This is a genomic window from Streptococcus mitis, assembly GCF_016658865.1.
Taxonomy (GTDB): domain Bacteria; phylum Bacillota; class Bacilli; order Lactobacillales; family Streptococcaceae; genus Streptococcus; species Streptococcus mitis_BT.
Map to the genome: position 1 here is coordinate 1,817,744 of NZ_CP067992.1, position 19,485 is coordinate 1,837,228.

Annotated in this window: 12 protein-coding genes; 2 read left to right on the forward strand and 10 right to left on the reverse strand. The window is 42.7% G+C overall.

The annotated features are described in order from the left end of the window. Positions 1-11: 11 nt before the first annotated feature. On the reverse strand, positions 12-3,623 hold the full coding sequence (rpoB, locus tag JJN14_RS08895; RefSeq protein ID WP_201058463.1) for a DNA-directed RNA polymerase subunit beta: 3,612 nt from the start codon (positions 3,621-3,623) through the stop codon (positions 12-14). A 449-nt stretch (positions 3,624-4,072) separates the two neighbouring features. On the opposite strand from rpoB, the gene JJN14_RS08900 reads away from it, so the two are divergent. After that, positions 4,073-7,858, forward strand: a complete 3,786-nt coding sequence (locus tag JJN14_RS08900; RefSeq protein WP_201058464.1) for a pullulanase — start codon at positions 4,073-4,075, stop codon at positions 7,856-7,858. Positions 7,859-7,957: 99 nt separating this feature from the next. Here the strand turns inward: JJN14_RS08900 and JJN14_RS08905 are convergent, their stop codons facing one another. The 9 genes from JJN14_RS08905 to ruvB all read right to left on the reverse strand — a co-directional run bounded on the left by JJN14_RS08905 (position 7,958) and on the right by ruvB (position 19,218). Then, positions 7,958-9,007 carry an LLM class flavin-dependent oxidoreductase gene (locus JJN14_RS08905; protein WP_201058465.1) on the reverse strand — a complete coding sequence of 350 codons (1,050 nt, stop codon included), beginning with the start codon at positions 9,005-9,007 and terminating at the stop codon, positions 7,958-7,960. A 117-nt stretch (positions 9,008-9,124) separates the two neighbouring features. Next, on the reverse strand, positions 9,125-10,933 hold the full coding sequence (glmS, locus tag JJN14_RS08910) for a glutamine--fructose-6-phosphate transaminase (isomerizing) (protein ID WP_201058466.1): 1,809 nt from the start codon (positions 10,931-10,933) through the stop codon (positions 9,125-9,127). Between the two features lie 191 nt (positions 10,934-11,124). Continuing rightward, the gene (gene bglA, locus JJN14_RS08915) at positions 11,125-12,504 is read right to left on the reverse strand and encodes a 6-phospho-beta-glucosidase (protein WP_201058467.1); all 1,380 of its coding nucleotides are present in this window, start codon (positions 12,502-12,504) and stop codon (positions 11,125-11,127) included. A 98-nt stretch (positions 12,505-12,602) separates the two neighbouring features. Further along, complete coding sequence (locus JJN14_RS08920) at positions 12,603-14,456, reverse strand: proline--tRNA ligase (RefSeq protein ID WP_201058468.1); 1,854 nt, start codon at positions 14,454-14,456, stop codon at positions 12,603-12,605. 12 nt (positions 14,457-14,468) lie between these two features. Beyond that, positions 14,469-15,728, reverse strand: coding sequence for an RIP metalloprotease RseP (gene rseP / locus JJN14_RS08925; RefSeq protein WP_201058469.1), 1,260 nt, complete (start codon positions 15,726-15,728; stop codon positions 14,469-14,471). Between the two features lie 21 nt (positions 15,729-15,749). Then, on the reverse strand, positions 15,750-16,553 hold the full coding sequence (locus JJN14_RS08930) for a phosphatidate cytidylyltransferase (RefSeq protein ID WP_201058470.1): 804 nt from the start codon (positions 16,551-16,553) through the stop codon (positions 15,750-15,752). Positions 16,554-16,561: 8 nt separating this feature from the next. After that, positions 16,562-17,320: an isoprenyl transferase gene (locus tag JJN14_RS08935; RefSeq protein ID WP_000466723.1), complete on the reverse strand. Its 759-nt coding sequence runs from the start codon at positions 17,318-17,320 to the stop codon at positions 16,562-16,564. A 346-nt stretch (positions 17,321-17,666) separates the two neighbouring features. Beyond that, on the reverse strand, positions 17,667-18,239 hold the full coding sequence (locus JJN14_RS08940) for a nucleotidyltransferase family protein (protein ID WP_201058471.1): 573 nt from the start codon (positions 18,237-18,239) through the stop codon (positions 17,667-17,669). After that, on the reverse strand, positions 18,220-19,218 hold the full coding sequence (gene ruvB, locus JJN14_RS08945) for a Holliday junction branch migration DNA helicase RuvB (protein ID WP_322107885.1): 999 nt from the start codon (positions 19,216-19,218) through the stop codon (positions 18,220-18,222). Before ruvB ends, JJN14_RS08940 begins: the two co-directional genes overlap by 20 nt. A gap of 133 nt (positions 19,219-19,351) precedes the next feature. Here ruvB and JJN14_RS08950 point away from each other — a divergent pair, with 133 nt between their 5' ends. Continuing rightward, on the forward strand, positions 19,352-19,444 hold the full coding sequence (locus JJN14_RS08950) for a type I toxin-antitoxin system Fst family toxin (protein ID WP_000970382.1): 93 nt from the start codon (positions 19,352-19,354) through the stop codon (positions 19,442-19,444). Positions 19,445-19,485: the final 41 nt, after the last annotated feature.

A 19,485-nucleotide genomic window follows, 5' to 3' on the forward strand; every position in this document is an offset into this window, starting at 1 on the left:
AAGTGAACTGCTTATTCTTGTTCAGCAGCTTCTTCTGTTGCTTCCGCTTTTGTTGCTTTCTCAGCTTCTTCAGCTTCAAAGGCTGCTTTAGCCTCTTGGGCTGCTTTTTCGCGGGCTTTTTCAAGGTCATCTACGTGGATGACATCTTCGTCCATTCCTTCATCCAAGTCACGAAGTTCCACTTCTTGGTCATCTTCGTCTAGGACACGCATGTCAAGACCAAGAGATTGCAATTCTTTGACAAGAACTCGGAAGGATTCTGGAACACCTGGTTTTGGAATTGGTTTTCCTTTTGTAATGGCTTCATAAGCTTTCAAACGTCCGTTGATATCGTCAGACTTGTAAGTCAAGATTTCTTGAAGGACATTTGACGCACCGTAGGCTTCAAGAGCCCAAACCTCCATCTCACCGAAACGTTGTCCACCAAACTGAGCTTTACCTCCGAGTGGTTGTTGGGTAACAGTTGAGTAAGGTCCGACAGAACGCGCGTGCAATTTATCGTCAACCATGTGGTGGAGTTTGATCATGTACATGACTCCGACAGAAACACGGTTATCAAATGGTTCCCCAGTACGGCCATCGTAAAGGATTGTTTTGGCATCGCTATCCATACCAGCTTCTTTAACAGTTGACCAAAGGTCTTCAGAACTTGCTCCGTCAAAGACTGGTGTTGCGATATGAATACCAAGAGTACGAGCCGCCATACCAAGGTGGAGCTCCATAACCTGACCAATATTCATACGTGATGGCACCCCAAGTGGGTTCAACATGATATCGACTGGAGTTCCATCTGGAAGGTAAGGCATGTCTTCTACAGGAACGATACGAGAGACAACCCCTTTGTTTCCGTGACGTCCGGCCATCTTATCTCCGACCTTGATCTTACGTTTTTGAGCGATGTAGACGCGAACCAGCATATTAACACCTGATTGCAATTCATCTCCATTGGCACGTGTAAAGATCTTAACATCACGAACGACACCATCGGCACCGTGTGGTACACGAAGAGAAGTATCACGCACTTCACGAGATTTATCTCCGAAGATAGCGTGCAAGAGACGTTCTTCAGCTGAAAGGTCTTTCTCACCCTTAGGTGTTACTTTACCTACAAGGATATCACCTTCTTTAACCTCAGCACCGATACGGATAATACCCATTTCGTCAAGGTCTTTAAGGGCATCTTCACCAACGTTTGGAATTTCACGAGTGATTTCTTCAGGCCCAAGCTTTGTATCGCGTGTTTCTGATTCGTATTCTTCAAGGTGAACAGATGTGTAGACATCGTCTTTAACCAAGCGTTCGCTCATGATAACAGCATCCTCGAAGTTGTAACCTTCCCAAGTCATGTAGGCAACGATTGGGTTTTGTCCAAGCGCCATTTCTCCATTTTCCATAGAAGGTCCGTCAGCGATGAAATCGCCTTTTTCAACGACATCGCCAACTTTAACAAGCGTACGTTGGTTGTAAGCAGTACCTGAGTTTGAACGACGGAATTTTTGGATGTGGTAAACGTCCAATGAACCATCTTCACGACGAACTTCTACCTTGTCAGCATCTGCATAGGTAACTTTACCGTCATACTGAGCAATCACAGCAGCTCCTGAATCGTGGGCTGCTTGGTATTCCATACCAGTACCAACGTAAGGTGCTTTAGGATTAATCAATGGTACAGCCTGACGTTGCATGTTGGCTCCCATAAGGGCACGGTTGGAGTCATCGTTTTCCAAGAAAGGAATACATGCTGTCGCAACGGCAACTACCTGTTTTGGTGATACGTCCATATAGTCAACAACATTAGCTGGATACTCTTGGTTGACCCCTTGGTGACGTCCCATGACAACTTTCTCAGCAAATGTTCCATCTTCATTCAGACGAGAATTAGCCTGTGCTACAGTAAATTCATCTTCTTCATCGGCTGTCAACCAAACGATTTCGTTCGTAACAACACCTGTTTCACGGTCAACTTTACGGTATGGTGTTTGAACAAAACCATATTTGTTCAAGTGCCCGTAAGATGACAAGTTATTGATCAAACCGATGTTAGGTCCTTCAGGTGTCTCGATCGGACACATACGACCATAGTGAGTGTAGTGCACGTCACGTACTTCATATCCAGCACGGTCACGTGTCAAACCACCAGGTCCTAAGGCTGATAAACGGCGTTTGTGAGACAACTCAGAAAGCGGGTTGTGTTGGTCCATGAACTGTGACAACTGTGATGAACCAAAGAATTCTTTCACCGCAGCTGTTACAGGACGAATATTGATAATTTGTTGTGGTGTCAAGACTTCATTATCTTGAACAGACATACGTTCACGGACATTACGTTCCATACGAGAAAGTCCAAGACGTACTTGATTGGCAAGCAATTCACCAACCGCACGGATACGACGGTTTCCAAGGTGGTCGATATCATCTACACGGCCAAGTCCTTCCGCCAAGTTAAGGAAGTAGCTCATCTCAGCAAGGATATCTGCAGGAGTGACGATACGAACCTTGTCATTTGGATTAGCATTACCAATGATTGTTACGACACGGTCTGGATCAGTTGGAGCAACAACCTTGAATTTTTGAAGAACAACTGGCTCAGTCACAACCGCTGCATCATTTGGAATGTAGACAATCTTGTTCAAGTCTCCATCCAAATAGCTTTCGATGCTTTCAATCACGCTACGAGTCATGATTGTACCAGCTTCTACCAAGATTTCTCCTGTTTCAGGGTCTACCAATGGCTCAGCAATAGTTTGGTTAAGCAAGCGTGTTTTAACATTGAGTTTTTTATTGATTTTGTAACGACCAACAGCTGCCAAGTCATAACGACGTGGGTCAAAGAAACGAGCCACAAGCAAGCTACGTGAACTTTCAGCAGTCTTAGGCTCACCTGGACGAAGGCGTTCGTAAATTTCTTTCAAAGCTTCGTCTGTACGAGAGTCCATTGGGTTCTTATGGATATCTTTTTCAACAGTGTTGCGAACCAATTCACTATCACCAAAGATATCAAAAATTTCATCATCACCTGAGAAACCAAGCGCACGAACCAATGTCGTAAATGGAATCTTACGAGTACGGTCGATACGAGTGTAGGCGATATCTTTTGAGTCACTTTCAAGTTCCAACCAAGCTCCACGGTTAGGGATAACAGTTGAACCGTAGCCCACTTTACCGTTTTTATCAACTTTATCGTTAAAGTAAACACCTGGTGAGCGGACCAACTGAGACACGATGATACGTTCACCACCATTGATGATGAAGGTACCCATTTCTGTCATGATTGGGAAATCACCAAAGAAAACTTCTTGGGTTTTGATTTCGCCTGTTTCTTTATTGATCAAGCGGAAGGTTACAAAAATTGGTGCTGAGTAGCTAGCATCGTGAATACGAGCTTCTTCTAGCGTATATTTTGGTTCCTTGATTTCATATCCAACAAATTCCAACTCCATTGTGTCTGTGAAGTTTGAAATTGGCAATACATCTTCAAACACTTCCTTAAGACCGTGGTCTAGGAAATCTTTGAATGAGTCAGTTTGAATTTCAATCAAATTTGGTAAGTCAAGAACTTCTTTGATTCTTGAAAAACTACGACGGGTACGATGTTTCCCGTATTGAACGTCATGTCCTGCCAAGATGATTCTCCTTTGTAAATAAGTTCCAAGCCTTGTCAATCAGGCTTTTCTAATCGTCATATGGTTTTAAAAACCCCTATCACCGTGTCCTCTTGATAAATTTTCAGAATCTTTAAGTCTTTGTTACAAGTACTCAAAATCCTGAAAAAAAGCACAAAAAGAGCAGCTAAATCTGACTTTTTCAGAAGATTTAACTGCTGTGAGCCTTGTCTGGACAATATTTCAGACAAAACCTACGACAAATGATTACTCATATTATACCCTATTTAGCTAGATTTTTCAAGGGGATTGACGAATTTTTGACAAAATCTTTTCCTATAAAAAAGACTGGCTGAATCGTAACAAAATTTGTTGCTATTTTTTCTTTTAGTTTAATTTTAGGAAAACGCTTGCATCTTATTTTACTAAGTGCTATACTGATATAGAAATTTATTGATTGGAGAATCATTATGAGAAAAATACCATCTCACACTGAGAAAAAAATGATTTACAGCATCCGTTCCCTCAAAAATGGAACTGGTTCTGTCCTTATTGGAGCAAGCCTTATTCTGCTTGCCATGGCTACACCAACTATCTCAGCCAACGAAAATACTACAAGCAATAAGGGAACTAGTAACGAAACTACTACTGCCCTTGCCCAACCTCTTACTGATACAGCAGTTAACTCTGATAAGAACGAAAGTGATATTTCTTCGCCTAAAAATGCAAACGCTTCCCTAGAAAAAAAAGAAGAAAAACCTGCAACAGAGCCAACAACTCCTGTTTCAAGCCCAGCCGATTCAGCACCACAAACCGGACAAGATCGTTCCAATGAGCCAACTACTGCTATTAGTCCAGCAGCGACTGAAACTAAAGCAGAAGAACCCATCGCAGATAACCACTTCCGCATCCATGTAAAGAAACTCCCTGAAGAAAACAAGGATTCTCAAGGTCTTTGGACTTGGGACGATGTTGAAAAACCATCTGAAAATTGGCCTAACGGAGCCTTGTCCTTTAAGGATGCCAAAAAAGATGACTATGGCTACTACCTAGATGTCAAATTAAAGGGAGAACAAGCCAAGAAAATTAGCTTCCTCATCAATAATACAGCTGGGAAAAATCTAACCGGTGATAAATCTGTAGAGAAACTGGCACCAAAAATGAATGAGGCTTGGTTGGACCAAGATCACAAGGTTTTCTCTTACGAGCCACAACCTGCAGGAACTATTCGCGTCAACTACTACCGTACAGATGGCAACTATGACAAGAAATCTCTCTGGTACTGGGGAGATGTGAAAAATCCAAGTAGTGGTGAATGGCCTAACGGAACAGACTTTACGGCTACAGGCAAATATGGGCGCTATATTGATATTCCACTCAAAGATGCAGCAAAAGATCTTGGATTTTTATTACTAGACAGAAACAAACAAGGAGACGATGTGAAAATCCGTAAAGAAGATTATAAGTTCACAGATTTGAAAAATCATAGCCAAATTTTCCTAAAAGATGATGACGAAACCATCTACACCAACCCCTACTATGTGCACGATATCCGCATGACAGGAGCTCAACACGTAGGAACTTCTAGCATTGAAAGTAGTTTTTCAACACTTGTCGGAGTTAAAAAAGAGGATATCCTCAAACACTCCAGCATCACTAATCATCTAGGAAACAAAGTAACTATCACTGATGTTACAATCGATGAGGCTGGTAAGAAAGTGACCTACAGCGGAGATTTCTCTGACACAAAACATCCTTATACCGTTAGCTACAACTCTGACAAATTCACTACCAAAACAAGCTGGCGCCTCAAGGATGAGTCCTACAGTTACGATGGGCCACTCGGCGCAACTCTGAAAGAAGATGGCAAGCGTGTTGACCTCACCCTCTGGTCTCCAAGTGCCGATAAGGTTTCTGTCGTTGTCTACGACAAGAAAGACCCTGAAAAAGTAGTTGGAACTGTCGCCCTTGAAAAAGGAGAAAAAGGAACCTGGAAACAAACTCTGAATGAAAACTCTGGTCTCGGCATCAGCAACTACACTGGCTACTACTACCACTACCAAATCGAGCGCCAAGGTAAAACTGTTCTTGCACTCGATCCTTACGCTAAATCCCTCGCTGCTTGGAATAGTGACGATGCTAAGATTGACGATGCCCATAAAGTGGCTAAAGCCGCCTTTGTAGATCCAGCTAAACTCGGACCTCAAGACTTGACTTATGGTAAGATTCGCAACTTCAAATCGCGCGAAGATGCTGTCATCTATGAAGCTCATGTGCGTGACTTCACTTCAGATCCTGCCATCGCAAAAGATTTGACTAAGCCATTTGGTACCTTTGAAGCCTTTATCGAAAAACTAGACTACCTCAAAAACTTGGGTGTAACCCACATCCAGCTCCTTCCAGTCTTGTCTTACTACTTTGTCAATGAGTTGAAGAACCACGAACGCTTATCTGACTATGCTTCAAGCAACAGCAACTACAACTGGGGATATGACCCTCAAAACTACTTCTCCTTGACTGGTATGTACTCAAGCAATCCTAAGAATCCAGAAAAACGAATCGCAGAATTCAAAAATCTCATCAACGAAATCCACAAACGTGGCATGGGAGCCATCCTGGACGTAGTTTATAACCATACAGCCAAAGTCGATATCTTTGAAGATTTGGAGCCAAACTACTATCACTTTATGGATGCCGATGGAACACCTCGAACTAGCTTTGGTGGTGGACGCTTGGGGACAACCCACTATATGACCAAACGGCTCCTAGTTGACTCTATCAAATATCTAGTTGATACCTACAAAGTAGATGGCTTCCGTTTCGATATGATGGGAGACCACGATGCCACTTCTATCGAAGAAGCGTACAAGGCTGCACGCGCCCTCAATCCAAACTTAATCATGCTGGGGGAAGGTTGGAGAACCTATGCTGGTGATGAAAATATGCCTACTAAAGCTGCTGACCAAGATTGGATGAAACATACCGATACTGTAGCAGTATTTTCCGACGACATCCGTAACAACCTCAAGTCTGGTTATCCAAACGAAGGTCAACCTGCCTTTATCACAGGTGGCAAGCGTGATATCAACACTATTTTCAAAAATCTCATTGCTCAGCCAACCAACTTTGAAGCTGACAGTCCTGGAGATGTCATCCAATACATCGCAGCCCATGATAACTTGACCCTCTTTGACATCATCGCCCAATCTATTAAAAAAGACCCAAGCAAGGCTGAAAACTATGCTGAAATCCATCGTCGTTTGCGACTTGGAAATCTCATGGTCTTGACAGCTCAAGGAACTCCATTTATCCACTCTGGTCAGGAATACGGACGTACTAAACAATTCCGTGACCCAGCCTACAAGTCTCCAGTAGCAGAGGACAAACAACCAAACAAATCTCACTTGTTGCGTGATAAGGACGGCAATCCATTTGACTATCCTTACTTCATCCATGACTCTTACGATTCTAGCGATGCAGTCAACAAGTTTGACTGGACTAAGGCTACAGATGGAAAAGCATATCCTGAAAATGTCAAGAGCCGTGACTATATGAAAGGGTTGATTGCCCTTCGTCAATCTACAGATGCCTTCCGACTTAAGAGTCTTCAAGATATCAAAGACCGTATCCGCCTCATCACTGTCCCAGGTCAAAATGGTGTGGAGAAAGAGGATGTAGTGATCGGTTACCAAATCACTGCTCCAAACGGTGATATCTACGCAGTCTTTGTCAATGCGGACGAAAAAGCTCGCGAATTTAATTTGGGAACTGCCTTCGACCACCTCAGAAATGCTGAAGTTTTGGCAGATGAAAACCAAGCAGGACCAGTAGGAATTGCCAACCCGAAAGGACTTGAATGGACCGAAAAAGGCTTGAAATTAAATGCCCTTACAGCTACTGTTCTTCGAATCGCTCAAGGCGGTGCCATCGTTGCCCCAGCTGTGGAAGAGAAACCAGAATTTGATCTTTCTAGCTTAAAACAAGAACAAGGGCAAAATAACAGCCAAGACAATATGTCAAACCGAGTAGTCAAACCGGAACAGCAAACTCCAGCTCCACAAACTAAACCTGATTCTGCAAAACCAGACACAAAAGTAGCTGATTCAGAAAATAAACCTAACCAAGCTACAGCTGATTCACAAGCTAAACTACCAAATACAGGAACCAAAAATGATCACAAACTCCTGTTTGCAGGAATTAGTCTCCTTGCTCTTCTAGGTCTCGGGTTCTTGCTAAAAAACAAAAAAGAGAACTAAACTAGCCCTCCTATAGAACTATCCCCCAAGCCTTAACGCTCGGGGGATTGAGTTTTGTACAATATTTATTTTCCTAATAAGCCTGATTAGGATTTTTTATTAAGCCTCTTTCATGGCAAAGTAAGCCCGAACTTTGGGTGCTACTTGTGTTCCGAAGAGTTCAATAGCTCTTAGAACTTGATCATGAGGCATGGAACCAAGCGGTAGATGGAGCATGAAGCGGTCCAAACCTAAGTCTTCAATCATGCGAATCAATTTTTCTGCCACCTGATCTGGATTGCCCACAAACATAGCACCATTTGGCCCAACTTGCTCCAAATATTGCTCATAACGCAATTCCTGCCAGTGTGGACGATCTTTAGAAATAGCATCCACCACTTGATTGGTCGGATGGAAATAATCTTTTACAGCCTGCTTGCCATCTTCAGCAATCCAACCCCAAGAATGGGCTCCCACTTTCAGATATTTTTCTGCATGACCGGCATCTCTACCAATCTCACGATAAGCCTGAATCAATTTTTTAAAATAACGCGGATTGCCACCAATAATAGCATAGACAATCGGCAGCCCCGCCTGAGCAATCTTCACTGTTGATTCTACATGACCACCTGTCGCTATCCACAAGGGCAATTTGTCCTGAACCGGACGAGGATAAACTTCTTTACCAGAGATTGTTTGGGTCAAGCGACCTTGCCAGTCTAACTTGGTCTTTTCATTGACTAACTGAAGCAAGTCTAATTTCTCATCAAAAAGGACTTCGTAGTCTTTCAAATCATATCCAAACAAGGGAAAAGATTCCGTGAAAGAACCCCTTCCAGCCATAATCTCCGCTCGCCCATTTGACAAAGCATCGATAGTGGCATACTGTTGGAACAAGCGAATCGGATCCATGCTCGAGAGAATGCTGACTGCACTGGTCAAACGGATTTTCTTAGTATTGACTGCCCCAGCCGCCAGGACAATCTCTGGGGCTGATACCGCAAAATCCGCTCGATGGTGCTCACCAATCCCATATACATCCAAATCAACCTTGTCAGCCAGCTCAATCTCCGCCACCAACTGACGAATGCGTTCGGCATGACTGTAAGTTTGCCCAATTCCTTCAAGCTCCGTTGTTTCCCCAAATGTTGAAATTCCCAATTCTACCATATCCATTCTCCCTATCTACTCTGTCCTTCAATTTGAAAAATTATTCTAACACGAAACTTGAGTACAAGCAACCAATTTGCTCACAAGAAAAAGCCTAGATAACTAGACTTTTTTAACTTATTCTACCGTTACTGATTTAGCAAGGTTACGTGGTTTATCCACATCTAGCCCACGGTGCAGAGTTGCAAAGTAAGCGACCAATTGCGTTGGCACAACCATTGAAATTGGTGAGAGGTAAGGGTGTACAGTCGTAAGGACGATATCGTCTGTATCTTTGGCAACATTTTCTTCTGCTATAGTGAGAACCTTGGCACCACGAGCTGCCACCTCTTGGATATTTCCACGAGTGTGGTTGGCAAGAACTGGATCTGACAAGAGCGCCAAGACAGGTGTTCCTTCTTCAATCAAGGCAATAGTCCCGTGCTTAAGTTCTCCTGCCGCAAAACCTTCACACTGGATGTAAGAAATCTCTTTGAGTTTGAGACTTGCTTCCATGGCTACATAGTAATCTTGACCACGTCCGATATAAAAGGCGTTGCGAGTTGTTTCAAGAAGCTCACGAACCTTGGCTTCAATGGCTTCTTTCTCTGAAAGAGTTGATTCGATAGATTGAGCTACGATTGACAACTCATGAACTAGGTCAAAGGCTTGCGCTTTAGCATTACCATTTGCTTCTCCGACTGCTTTTGCAAGGAAGGCAAGGGCTGCGATTTGCGCTGTATAAGCCTTAGTTGATGCCACGGCAATTTCAGGACCTGCATGAAGAAGCATGGTATGATTAGCTTCACGAGAAAGAGTTGAACCTGGGACATTTGTCACTGTCAAGCTTGGGATTCCCATTTCATTAGCCTTAACCAAAACCTGACGGCTATCCGCTGTTTCACCAGACTGGCTGATAAAGATGAAAAGTGGTTTCTTGCTGAGAAGTGGCATACCATAGCCCCACTCAGATGAAATTCCAAGCTCAACTGGTGTATCTGTCAATTCTTCCAACATTTTCTTAGAAGCAAATCCTGCGTGGTAAGATGTTCCAGCTGCAAGGATGTAGATACGGTCTGCGTCTTGAACGGCCTTGATAATAGCTGGGTCTACAACAACTTGACCAGCCTCATCTGTGTAGGCTTGGATGAGTTTACGCATCACCGTTGGTTGCTCATCGATTTCCTTGAGCATGTAGTAAGGATAAGTTCCCTTACCGATATCTGACAAGTCAAGTTCAGCAGTGTAACTAGCACGCTCACGACTGTTGCCATCATAGTCTTGAACTTCCACACTATCAGCCTTAACAATTACCAATTCTTGGTCATGGATTTCCATGTATTGGTTGGTTTCACGAATCATAGCCATGGCGTCTGAACAAACCATATTGTAGCCTTCCCCAAGACCAATCAAAAGTGGTGATTTATTTTTAGCCACGTAGATGACTTCAGGATCTTGTGAGTCAACCAAGGCAAAGGCATAAGAACCACGGATGATGTGAAGAGCTTTTTTGAAGGCTTCAAGAACTGACAAGCCATCTTCTTCCGCAAATTTTCCAATCAAGTGAACAGCGATTTCAGTATCTGTTTGCCCCTTAAAGTGGTGACCTGCAAGGTATTCTTCCTTGATTTCAAGGTAGTTCTCAATCACCCCATTGTGCACCAAAACAAAACGTTCAGTCTCAGAGCGATGTGGGTGAGCATTGTCTTCAGTTGGTTTTCCATGAGTCGCCCAACGAGTATGTCCAATACCAGTTGTTCCCTCAACACCAGCTGTCTTGGCAGACAATTCTGCGATACGGCCTACAGCTTTTACTAGGTGATTTTCAGCACCACCTAGGACAAAAATTCCCGCAGAATCATAGCCACGGTATTCGAGCTTTTCAAGTCCTTGAATCAAAATATCAGTTGCATTTGTGTTTCCAACAACACCAACAATTCCACACATAGTATATACGACACAGACCAGCTGTGCTTTCTCCTTAAAATTGGTATAGTCTAATTCCTCTTTTATAGAATCAGCAAAAACAGTATATACTTGTTTCTTTAACTTGTCAAGAGTAAAAATTGGTATAGTTCAAATTAAGCTCCTGTAAGCAAAAAACTCTGACCAATTAGGATAATCAGTCAGAGTCCTTTTTAAAATCCATTATTATCGCTTAATTCCTTGAACCAGTGCCCTGATTTTTTCAGACGACGTTCTTGCGTTTCCAAGTCTAATTCGACCAAACCATAGCGATTTTTATAGCTGTTGAGCCATGACCAGCAATCGATAAAGGTCCAAATCAAGTAGCCCTTACAATTGGCTCCGTCTTCAATGGCACGGTGCAGTTCACGAAGATGACCTTTTACAAAGTCAATACGGTAATCATCTTGAATCATTCCATTATCACGGAATTTTTCTTCCCCTTCAACACCCATACCATTCTCTGTCAACATCCACTTGATATTGCCATAATTTTCCTTGATATTTTGGGCAATGTCATAAATCCCTTGCTCATAAATCTCCCAGCCACGGTGAGGATTAATTTTACGTCCAGGCATCACATAAGGCTCATAAAAATGTTCTGGCAAGAGTGGACTCTCTGGATGCTTAGCAAATCGAGGCGCCATAACACGCAAAGGTTGATAGTAGTTGACACCAAGGAAGTCCACTGTATTGTCACGAATGAGCTTCAACTCCTCCTCTGTAGCATCAGGCAAGAGACCTTGTTCATGCAAGATTTCTACCAACTCCTGTGGATAAGTCCCCAAAACAGACGGATCTAAGAAAGATTGGGACTGAAAAAGGTCCGCAATGCGAGCTGCCTTAACATCAGCAGGATGCTGGCTACGTGGATAAGCCGGTGTCAAGTTGAGGACAATCCCAATCTTGGAATCAGGCAAGAGTTCATGACAAGCCTTAACCGCCCGACTGCTAGCCAATTGTGTATGATAAGCTACTTTAACGGCTGCCTCTGCATCCACCTTATGTGGATAATGGGCATCGTAAAAATAGCCAAATTCTACTGGAACGATGGGCTCGTTAAAGGTAATCCATTGATCCACTAAATCTCCATAAGTCTCAAAACAAAAACGAGCATAGTCTTCATAGGCTGAGACAGTCGCCTTATTTTCCCAACCATCACCATCCTCTTGAAGGGCAAAAGGTAAATCAAAATGATAAAGATTGACTAAAAGACGAATCTCTTTAGCCTTAATAGCCTCAAAAACCTTACGATAGAAATCCACACCTTGAGGATTGACTTCCCCACGCCCTTGTGGAAAAATCCGTGACCACTGAATAGAAGTCCGAAAGGCCGTGTGACCAGTTTCTAACAAGAGGTCGATATCCTTTTCCCAATTTTCATAAAAGGTTGATGTTTTATCTGGACCAATCCCATTATAGTAACGATTTGGCTCCACTTGGTACCAATAATCCCAGAGATTATCTCCCTTACCGTCACCAGCTACACGTCCTTCTGTTTGTGGTCCAGAAGTAGAGGATCCCCAGACAAAATCCTTTGGAAATCTTAGCATACATTTACCTCTTTATCTACTCATTTTTCCCATTATACAGAAAAAACAAGGTAAAAACTAGTTACATTTTTTCCTTGTTTTTCTTCTGATTATAGTTTTTATTTCTTGCTGAGAATTTCAAGCGTTTCAAGCAAGTTATCTGCATGAACTTCGATAGTGTCACCAGTCGCTTTAATCTTCACTTCTACGATACCATCGGCCGCTTTTTTACCAACAGTAATACGGATTGGCAATCCAATCAAGTCGCTATCGCTGAATTTAACACCAACACGTTCGTTACGGTCATCTGTCAAGACTTCATAACCAGCTCCCATCAAGCTTGCTTCAAGCTTTTCTGTCAAGGCTTGCGCTTCTTCGTCCTTGACATTAACAGTAATCAAGTGTACATCAAATGGTGCCAATTCTTTAGGGAAATTGATTCCCCAAGCGTAACGGTATTCACCTTTTGGTGTTTTGTTAACAAAGAGGCGAGCGTGTTGCTCCATCACTGCTGAAAGTAGACGGCTGACACCGATACCGTAACATCCCATGATAATTGGCACAGCACGGCCATTTTCATCCAAAACATCTGCTCCCATGCTTGCTGAATAGCGAGTGCCGAGTTTAAAGATGTGACCAATTTCGATACCACGCGCAAAGTTAAGGACTCCTTGCCCGTCTGGGGAAATTTCACCCTCACGAACTTCGCGGATATCCACATATTCTGCAGTAAAATCACGGCCTGGGTTCACACCAGTCAAATGGTAGCCATCTTCGTTAGCACCGACAACTGCATTGCGAACATCTTGCACTTTACGATCTGCAATAATTTTAATATTCTCTGGCAAAGCAACTGGGCCAAGTGAACCAAATCCTGCTTGAACAACATTTGCCACTTCTTCTTCACTTGCAACGTCAAAGAAATCTGCTCCCAAGTGGTTTTTCAACTTAACTTCATTGAGTTGGTCATTTCCAACTAGAAGGGCTGCAAGAAGCTCACCATCTGCCATGTAGAAGAGGGTTTTAATCGTTTGTTCTTCTGGAACATTGAGAAAGGCTGCAACTTCATCAATTGATTTAACATCTGGAGTTGCAACACGAGTCACTTCTTCTTCAGCGACAACACGGTTGCTTGGTTTGTACTCGTTTGTTGCCATTTCCAAGTTAGCCGCATAGCTAGACTCACTTGAGTAAGCAATGGTATCTTCACCAGAGACCATCCATTTGAGCAATTCTGCCTTGATTTCTTCTTGCACTTCCGCAGGAATCTCATCAAATGAAGCAACTGACTTGTCCAAGACGACCCAGCGGTCAAGGTCTGTACGAGCAGGTGTAATGGCCATAAATTCTTGGCTATCCTTACCACCCATAGCTCCACCGTCACCAATAATTGCCTTGAAATCTAAACCACTACGAGTGAAAATACGCTCATAAGCAGCTTTGTACTCATCATAAACACTGTCCAAGCTATCATAGTTAGCGTGAAAGCTGTAAGCATCCTTCATGATGAACTCACGTGTACGAAGAAGTCCATTACGTGGGCGTTTTTCATCACGATACTTAGGTTGGATTTGGTAAAGGTTGAGTGGCAATTGCTTGTAAGACTTAACAGAATCACGGACAATAGCTGTAAAGGTTTCTTCGTGAGTTGGACCTAGGATAAAGTCTGATTTTTCACGATTTTTTAGTTTGTAAAGGTCTTCACCATAAGTTTCGTAACGACCTGATTCGCGCCACAATTCTGCACTGAGGAGGGCAGGAGCCAACATCTCAACGGCACCAATCTTATCAAATTCTTGGCGCATGATATTTTTAGCTTTTTCAATCACACGATTAGCAAGCGGTAGGTAAGAATAAACACCTGCTGAGACTTGACGAACATAACCAGCTCGCAACATAAGAGCATGGCTGATAACTTGAGCATCGCTTGGCATTTCGCGAAGCGTTGGGATAGGCATTTTACTTTGTTTCATAATATTCCTCGATTATCTAAAAAAGAGTCGCATGATGTCATTCCAGGTCACAGCAATCATCAAGACAACCATGATGACCACTCCGGCCAAGGTGACATAGGTTTCAATTTCTTGTTTCAATGGTTTGCGGCGGATGGCTTCTAGGATATTGAGCACAATCTTACCACCATCCAGGACTGGAATCGGAATAAGATTAAAAATCCCAATATTGATGGAAATCATTGCCAAGAAGTACAAGACATTCTCAATTCCATTTTTAGCAGCATCACTACTTTCCTTAAAGATGGCAACAGGTCCACCTAGTTTGTTCAAATCTGGTTGGAAAATCAAATTTTTCAGAGCCGATAGAATTCGGAGGGCCGAGTCAGCAGCAGTTGTAAAACCACCTACAAACATGGATAGAAAATCTGACTTAATCCCCGGTTGAACACCTAGAAGGTAACGGCCTTGACTTTCTTCCGGACTAACAGTGACTTGTTTGTCACTACCATTTTCAGAAATAGTCACATCCAAGGTCGGGGCCGTCTTATCTTTGGTTTCTGATTCCACAGCCTGAATCAAACTTTCCCAGTTGCTAACCTCATGTGAGCCAATCTTGGTAATTTGTGCCGTTTCTGGTACTCCTACCTTAGCCAAAGCCCCTTGAGGCATAATATGGAACTGGTTGGTATCGACATCTCTGACACCACCCTGCATGAAGATTAAAATCCAGAAAACAACGACACCTAAGATAAAGTTGTTCATAGGGCCTGCAAAGTTGGTAATCAGTTTCCCCCAGATAGTCGCATTTTGATATTGGACATCTAAAGGTGCAATCCGAACCTCAGTACCATCTGCTTCCACAACCGTTGCATCGTGATCCACTGCAAATGTTTTTTCTTCTTCCAGAACCAGTCCTTTGATAAAGAGCTTGTCTTCAAAGTCAAACTGGGTCACCTGCATAGGAAGAGCTGTTTGATCCAATTTTTTACCTGAGAGATTGATGCGTTTAACCTTACCATCATCAGTAAGCGTCAAACTGACAGGAGTTCCTGTCTTAATTTCAGTTGTATCATCACCCCAACCAGCCATTCGAACATAGCCCCCAAGAGGCAAGATTCGAATGGTATAAGCCGTCCCATCCTTGCCAATATGAGCAAAGATTTTGGGTCCCATACCAATGGCAAATTCACGCACTAGAATCCCTGATTTCTTGGCAAAGTAGAAGTGCCCGAACTCGTGCACCACCACAATAATCCCGAAAACCAGAATAAAGGTTAAAATTCCGAGCATAGTATTTCCTCCGTCTTTTGATTAAAAGAGCCCAAATAAGTGCATGATTGGAAATACGAGCAGCATACTATCGAAACGATCCAAAACACCACCATGTCCAGGGATAAATTTCCCAGAATCTTTGACACCAAAGTGACGCTTGATCGAACTTTCTAGTAAATCACCAAATTGTCCAGCTATGCTAAAGAAAATAGCAAAGACTGACATCTTGTAAATTCCATACGGAAGAGCAACTGTATTGTCAAACATCATAAAGATGATGGTTACTAAAATAGCACCTAAAATACCACCCAAGGCACCCTCAAAGGTTTTATTTGGAGAAACCGTTGGAGCCAGTTTCCGTTTCCCAAAGTTCATCCCAGCAAGATAGGCACCACTGTCGGTAGCCCAGACGATACACAAGGCCAATAGAGCCTTATCTAAACCTGCAACGCGAGCATCTAATAGAGCATTAAAACCAAAGCCCACGTAGAAACTCATAGCAAGCGGGAAAACAGCATCCTCAATCGTATAAGACTTGCTAAAAACAGTCGTTCCTAACATAATTGAAATCAAAACACTATAGGCAACCACATTCCCATCAACTGGTAAAAAAGTCAGATAATTCTCCAAGGGAATGGTCAAAGCAAAGGTTGCAAAGAGGGTTAAGAGGCCCTCCATAGTCATGGTCTCTAGACCTCTCATCTTCAAAAGTTCATGCATGGCTAGCATGGCTATGATTCCAATTGCTATCTGAAGCAAGAGGCCACCAATCATTAAAATTGGTAGGAAAATAGCCAGGGCAATCCCTGCAAACAAGGTTCTTTTCTGTAAATCCTGTGTCATATTTCCTCCTAAACTCCTCCAAATCGGCGATGACGACGATTGTAGGCAAGAATGGCTTCCTGCAAGGCTATCTCGTCAAAATCAGGCCACAAGGTGTCCGTAAAATAGAGCTCACTATAGGCTCCCTGCCATGGAAGGAAATTGCTCAAACGCAATTCTCCACTAGTACGGATAATCAAGTCTGGGTCTCGTAACTCCTTAGGCAAATGCTGGGTAAAGAGATAGTTGCCAATCAATTCCTCTGTAATGTCACCAGGATTGATTTTGGCATCTAAAACATCCTGAGAAATCAACTTAAGAGCCTGTGTAATCTCCGCACGTCCACCATAGTTGAGGGCAAAATTAAGAATCAAACCTGTGTTGTTCTTAGTCAATTCCTCAGCCTTGGTCAGAGCTTCAAAGGTTTGCTTAGGTAGGCGGTCCGTTTCCCCAATCATTTGAATCTTAACATTATTAGCATGCAATTCCGGGACATAATTATCATAAAACTCTACTGGCAAGTTCATGATAAACTTGACTTCCTGATCTGGGCGGGTCCAGTTTTCTGTAGAAAAAGCATAGACTGTAATAACCTTAACGCCTAGTTTGTTGGCTGCCTTGGTCACAGTTTGCAATGCTTCCATGCCCGCCTTGTGTCCGAAGACTCGCGGTTGCATACGTTTTTTAGCCCAACGGCCATTCCCATCCATGATGATGCCGATATGAGCAGGAACCTGTGTCGGAACCTCAACTTCCACAGCCTTATCTTTCTTAAAAAATCCAAACATGATCTTATTCCTATTCAAAAATCTATCGTTTCATTATACCATATTTCCCCATTTTCTTCTATCACTAAGCTATTTATACTCTTCGAAAATCAAATTCAAACCACGTCAGCTCTATCTGCAACCTCAAAACAGTGTTTTGAGCAACCTGCGGCTAGCTTCCTAGTTTGCACTTTGGTTTTCATTGAGTATTATTCTCAGGCACCAAGCCCATTTTTCAAAAAAATAAGTCGCCTGATTGGGCGACTCTATTTTTTATAGGGAGATTATTATGAAAAAGTTTTAGGAGTTTAAGTTAAGGTCTTCTTAACTTATGAACTTAGTATACACTTCCTAGCTTAAAGTTTTCTTAAGTATTTTTAAAAATCAAATTTTTCCATTTCTCCTGCCAATTTTTCTTGGATAGACGTGTTCGATAAAGTTCCATTCGGTCTTCATTCTCTAAAAAATGAGGAGTTGGACGAACTTGAAAATTCAAAATATCCTCCAAACCATAAGGCTCATAGAGTTCAAAATCGGATTCTTCATTCAAGCGCAGTCCAACTGCCGTACACCGTTCTGGATACTTACTCATAGCATCACAAGAGCTGCTATAGGGAGCAGTATGAGGACTATGCTGGTGCATATAGACTTGATTTTTCAATTCCCACTGGTACTGAGGAAAGTCCTTTCTCAGCTTTTTCTCTAGGGACAAGGTTTCCTCATAAGAAATATCTGGATCAAAGAAAATTACATCTACATCTGTTTCACAGTCAAAAGGTGATTTATCTGACAAGAGATTCCAGATGAAATTTCTGACAGAACCTGCTGCCAACCAAGAATCTTTCAAACCAAGGTCTCGTATAATCGTCAGAATAGCCATCATATCTGGATTTTTTCTAAAAGCCTCTAGAATTTCTTGCTTATTTTTCATTGTATTCATAACCTAAATGCTCATATGCCTTAGCAGTCGCCACCCGTCCAGAACGTGTCCGCATGATAAAACCTTTTTGAATCAAGTAGGGCTCATACATGTCTTCAACTGTCTCACGCTCTTCTGCTATGTTAACAGAAAGAGTTCCTAGACCAACAGGACCACCACTGTACATCTCAATCATGGTGCGAAGGATTTTTTGATCCACATAGTCCAAACCTTCATGGTCAACATCCAGCATAGTCAAAGCCTTATCGGTAATAAGATCATCAATAACCCCATCCCCCATAATCTGGGCAAAATCGCGCACGCGCTTGAGGAGACGATTGGCAATACGAGGGGTCCCACGACTACGCAATGCCAACTCAGATGCGGCCTCATGAGTGATTTCCATCTCAAAAATATCTGCCGTCCGCTCAACAATTTCTGTCAAGTCAGCATGAGCATAATACTCCATATGCCCCGTAATCCCAAAACGTGCCCGTAGCGGATTTGAGAGCATACCAGCCCGAGTCGTCGCACCAATCAAGGTAAAAGGTGGCAACTCCAAATGAACACTGCGACTGCCTTCACCAGCCCCAATCATAATATCAATGTAAAAGTCCTCCATGGCACTATAAAGCACCTCTTCCACTGACATTGGCAAACGATGAATCTCATCAATAAAGAGAACATCCCCAGGCTCTAAGTCATTCAAAATCGCTACCAGATCTCCGGCTTTTTCAATGACAGGCCCAGACGTCTGCTTGAGATTGACACCTAGTTCGTTGGCAATAACAAAAGCCATGGTCGTTTTTCCCAAGCCTGGAGGCCCAAATAAGAGCACATGATCCAGCGCTTCATCTCTCATTTTAGCAGCTTCGATAAAGATTTGGAGCTGGTCCTTGACTTTATCCTGCCCAATATATTCACGTAAATACTGAGGACGGAGCGTGCGTTCCACTAACTCCTCATCCCCCATTATCTCATTATCTAAAATTCTACTCATGGCTCTATTATATCAAAAATCCAAGCCACAAACAAAAAAGCCACCCGATTGGGTGACTCCTGAGTTTAGCACTTATGTGGTATAATATTATACGGCACTTCTACACCGCCTACGAAAGGAGGTGAGATAGCCCATGATGGAATTAGTACTCAAAACTATCATCGGACCAATTGTGGTCGGTGTCGTTCTTCGATTAGTCGATAAATGGCTAAACAAGGACAAATAGTGTCAAAAAGACCTCAAGCTTATTTGGTCGTGAGCTTGGGG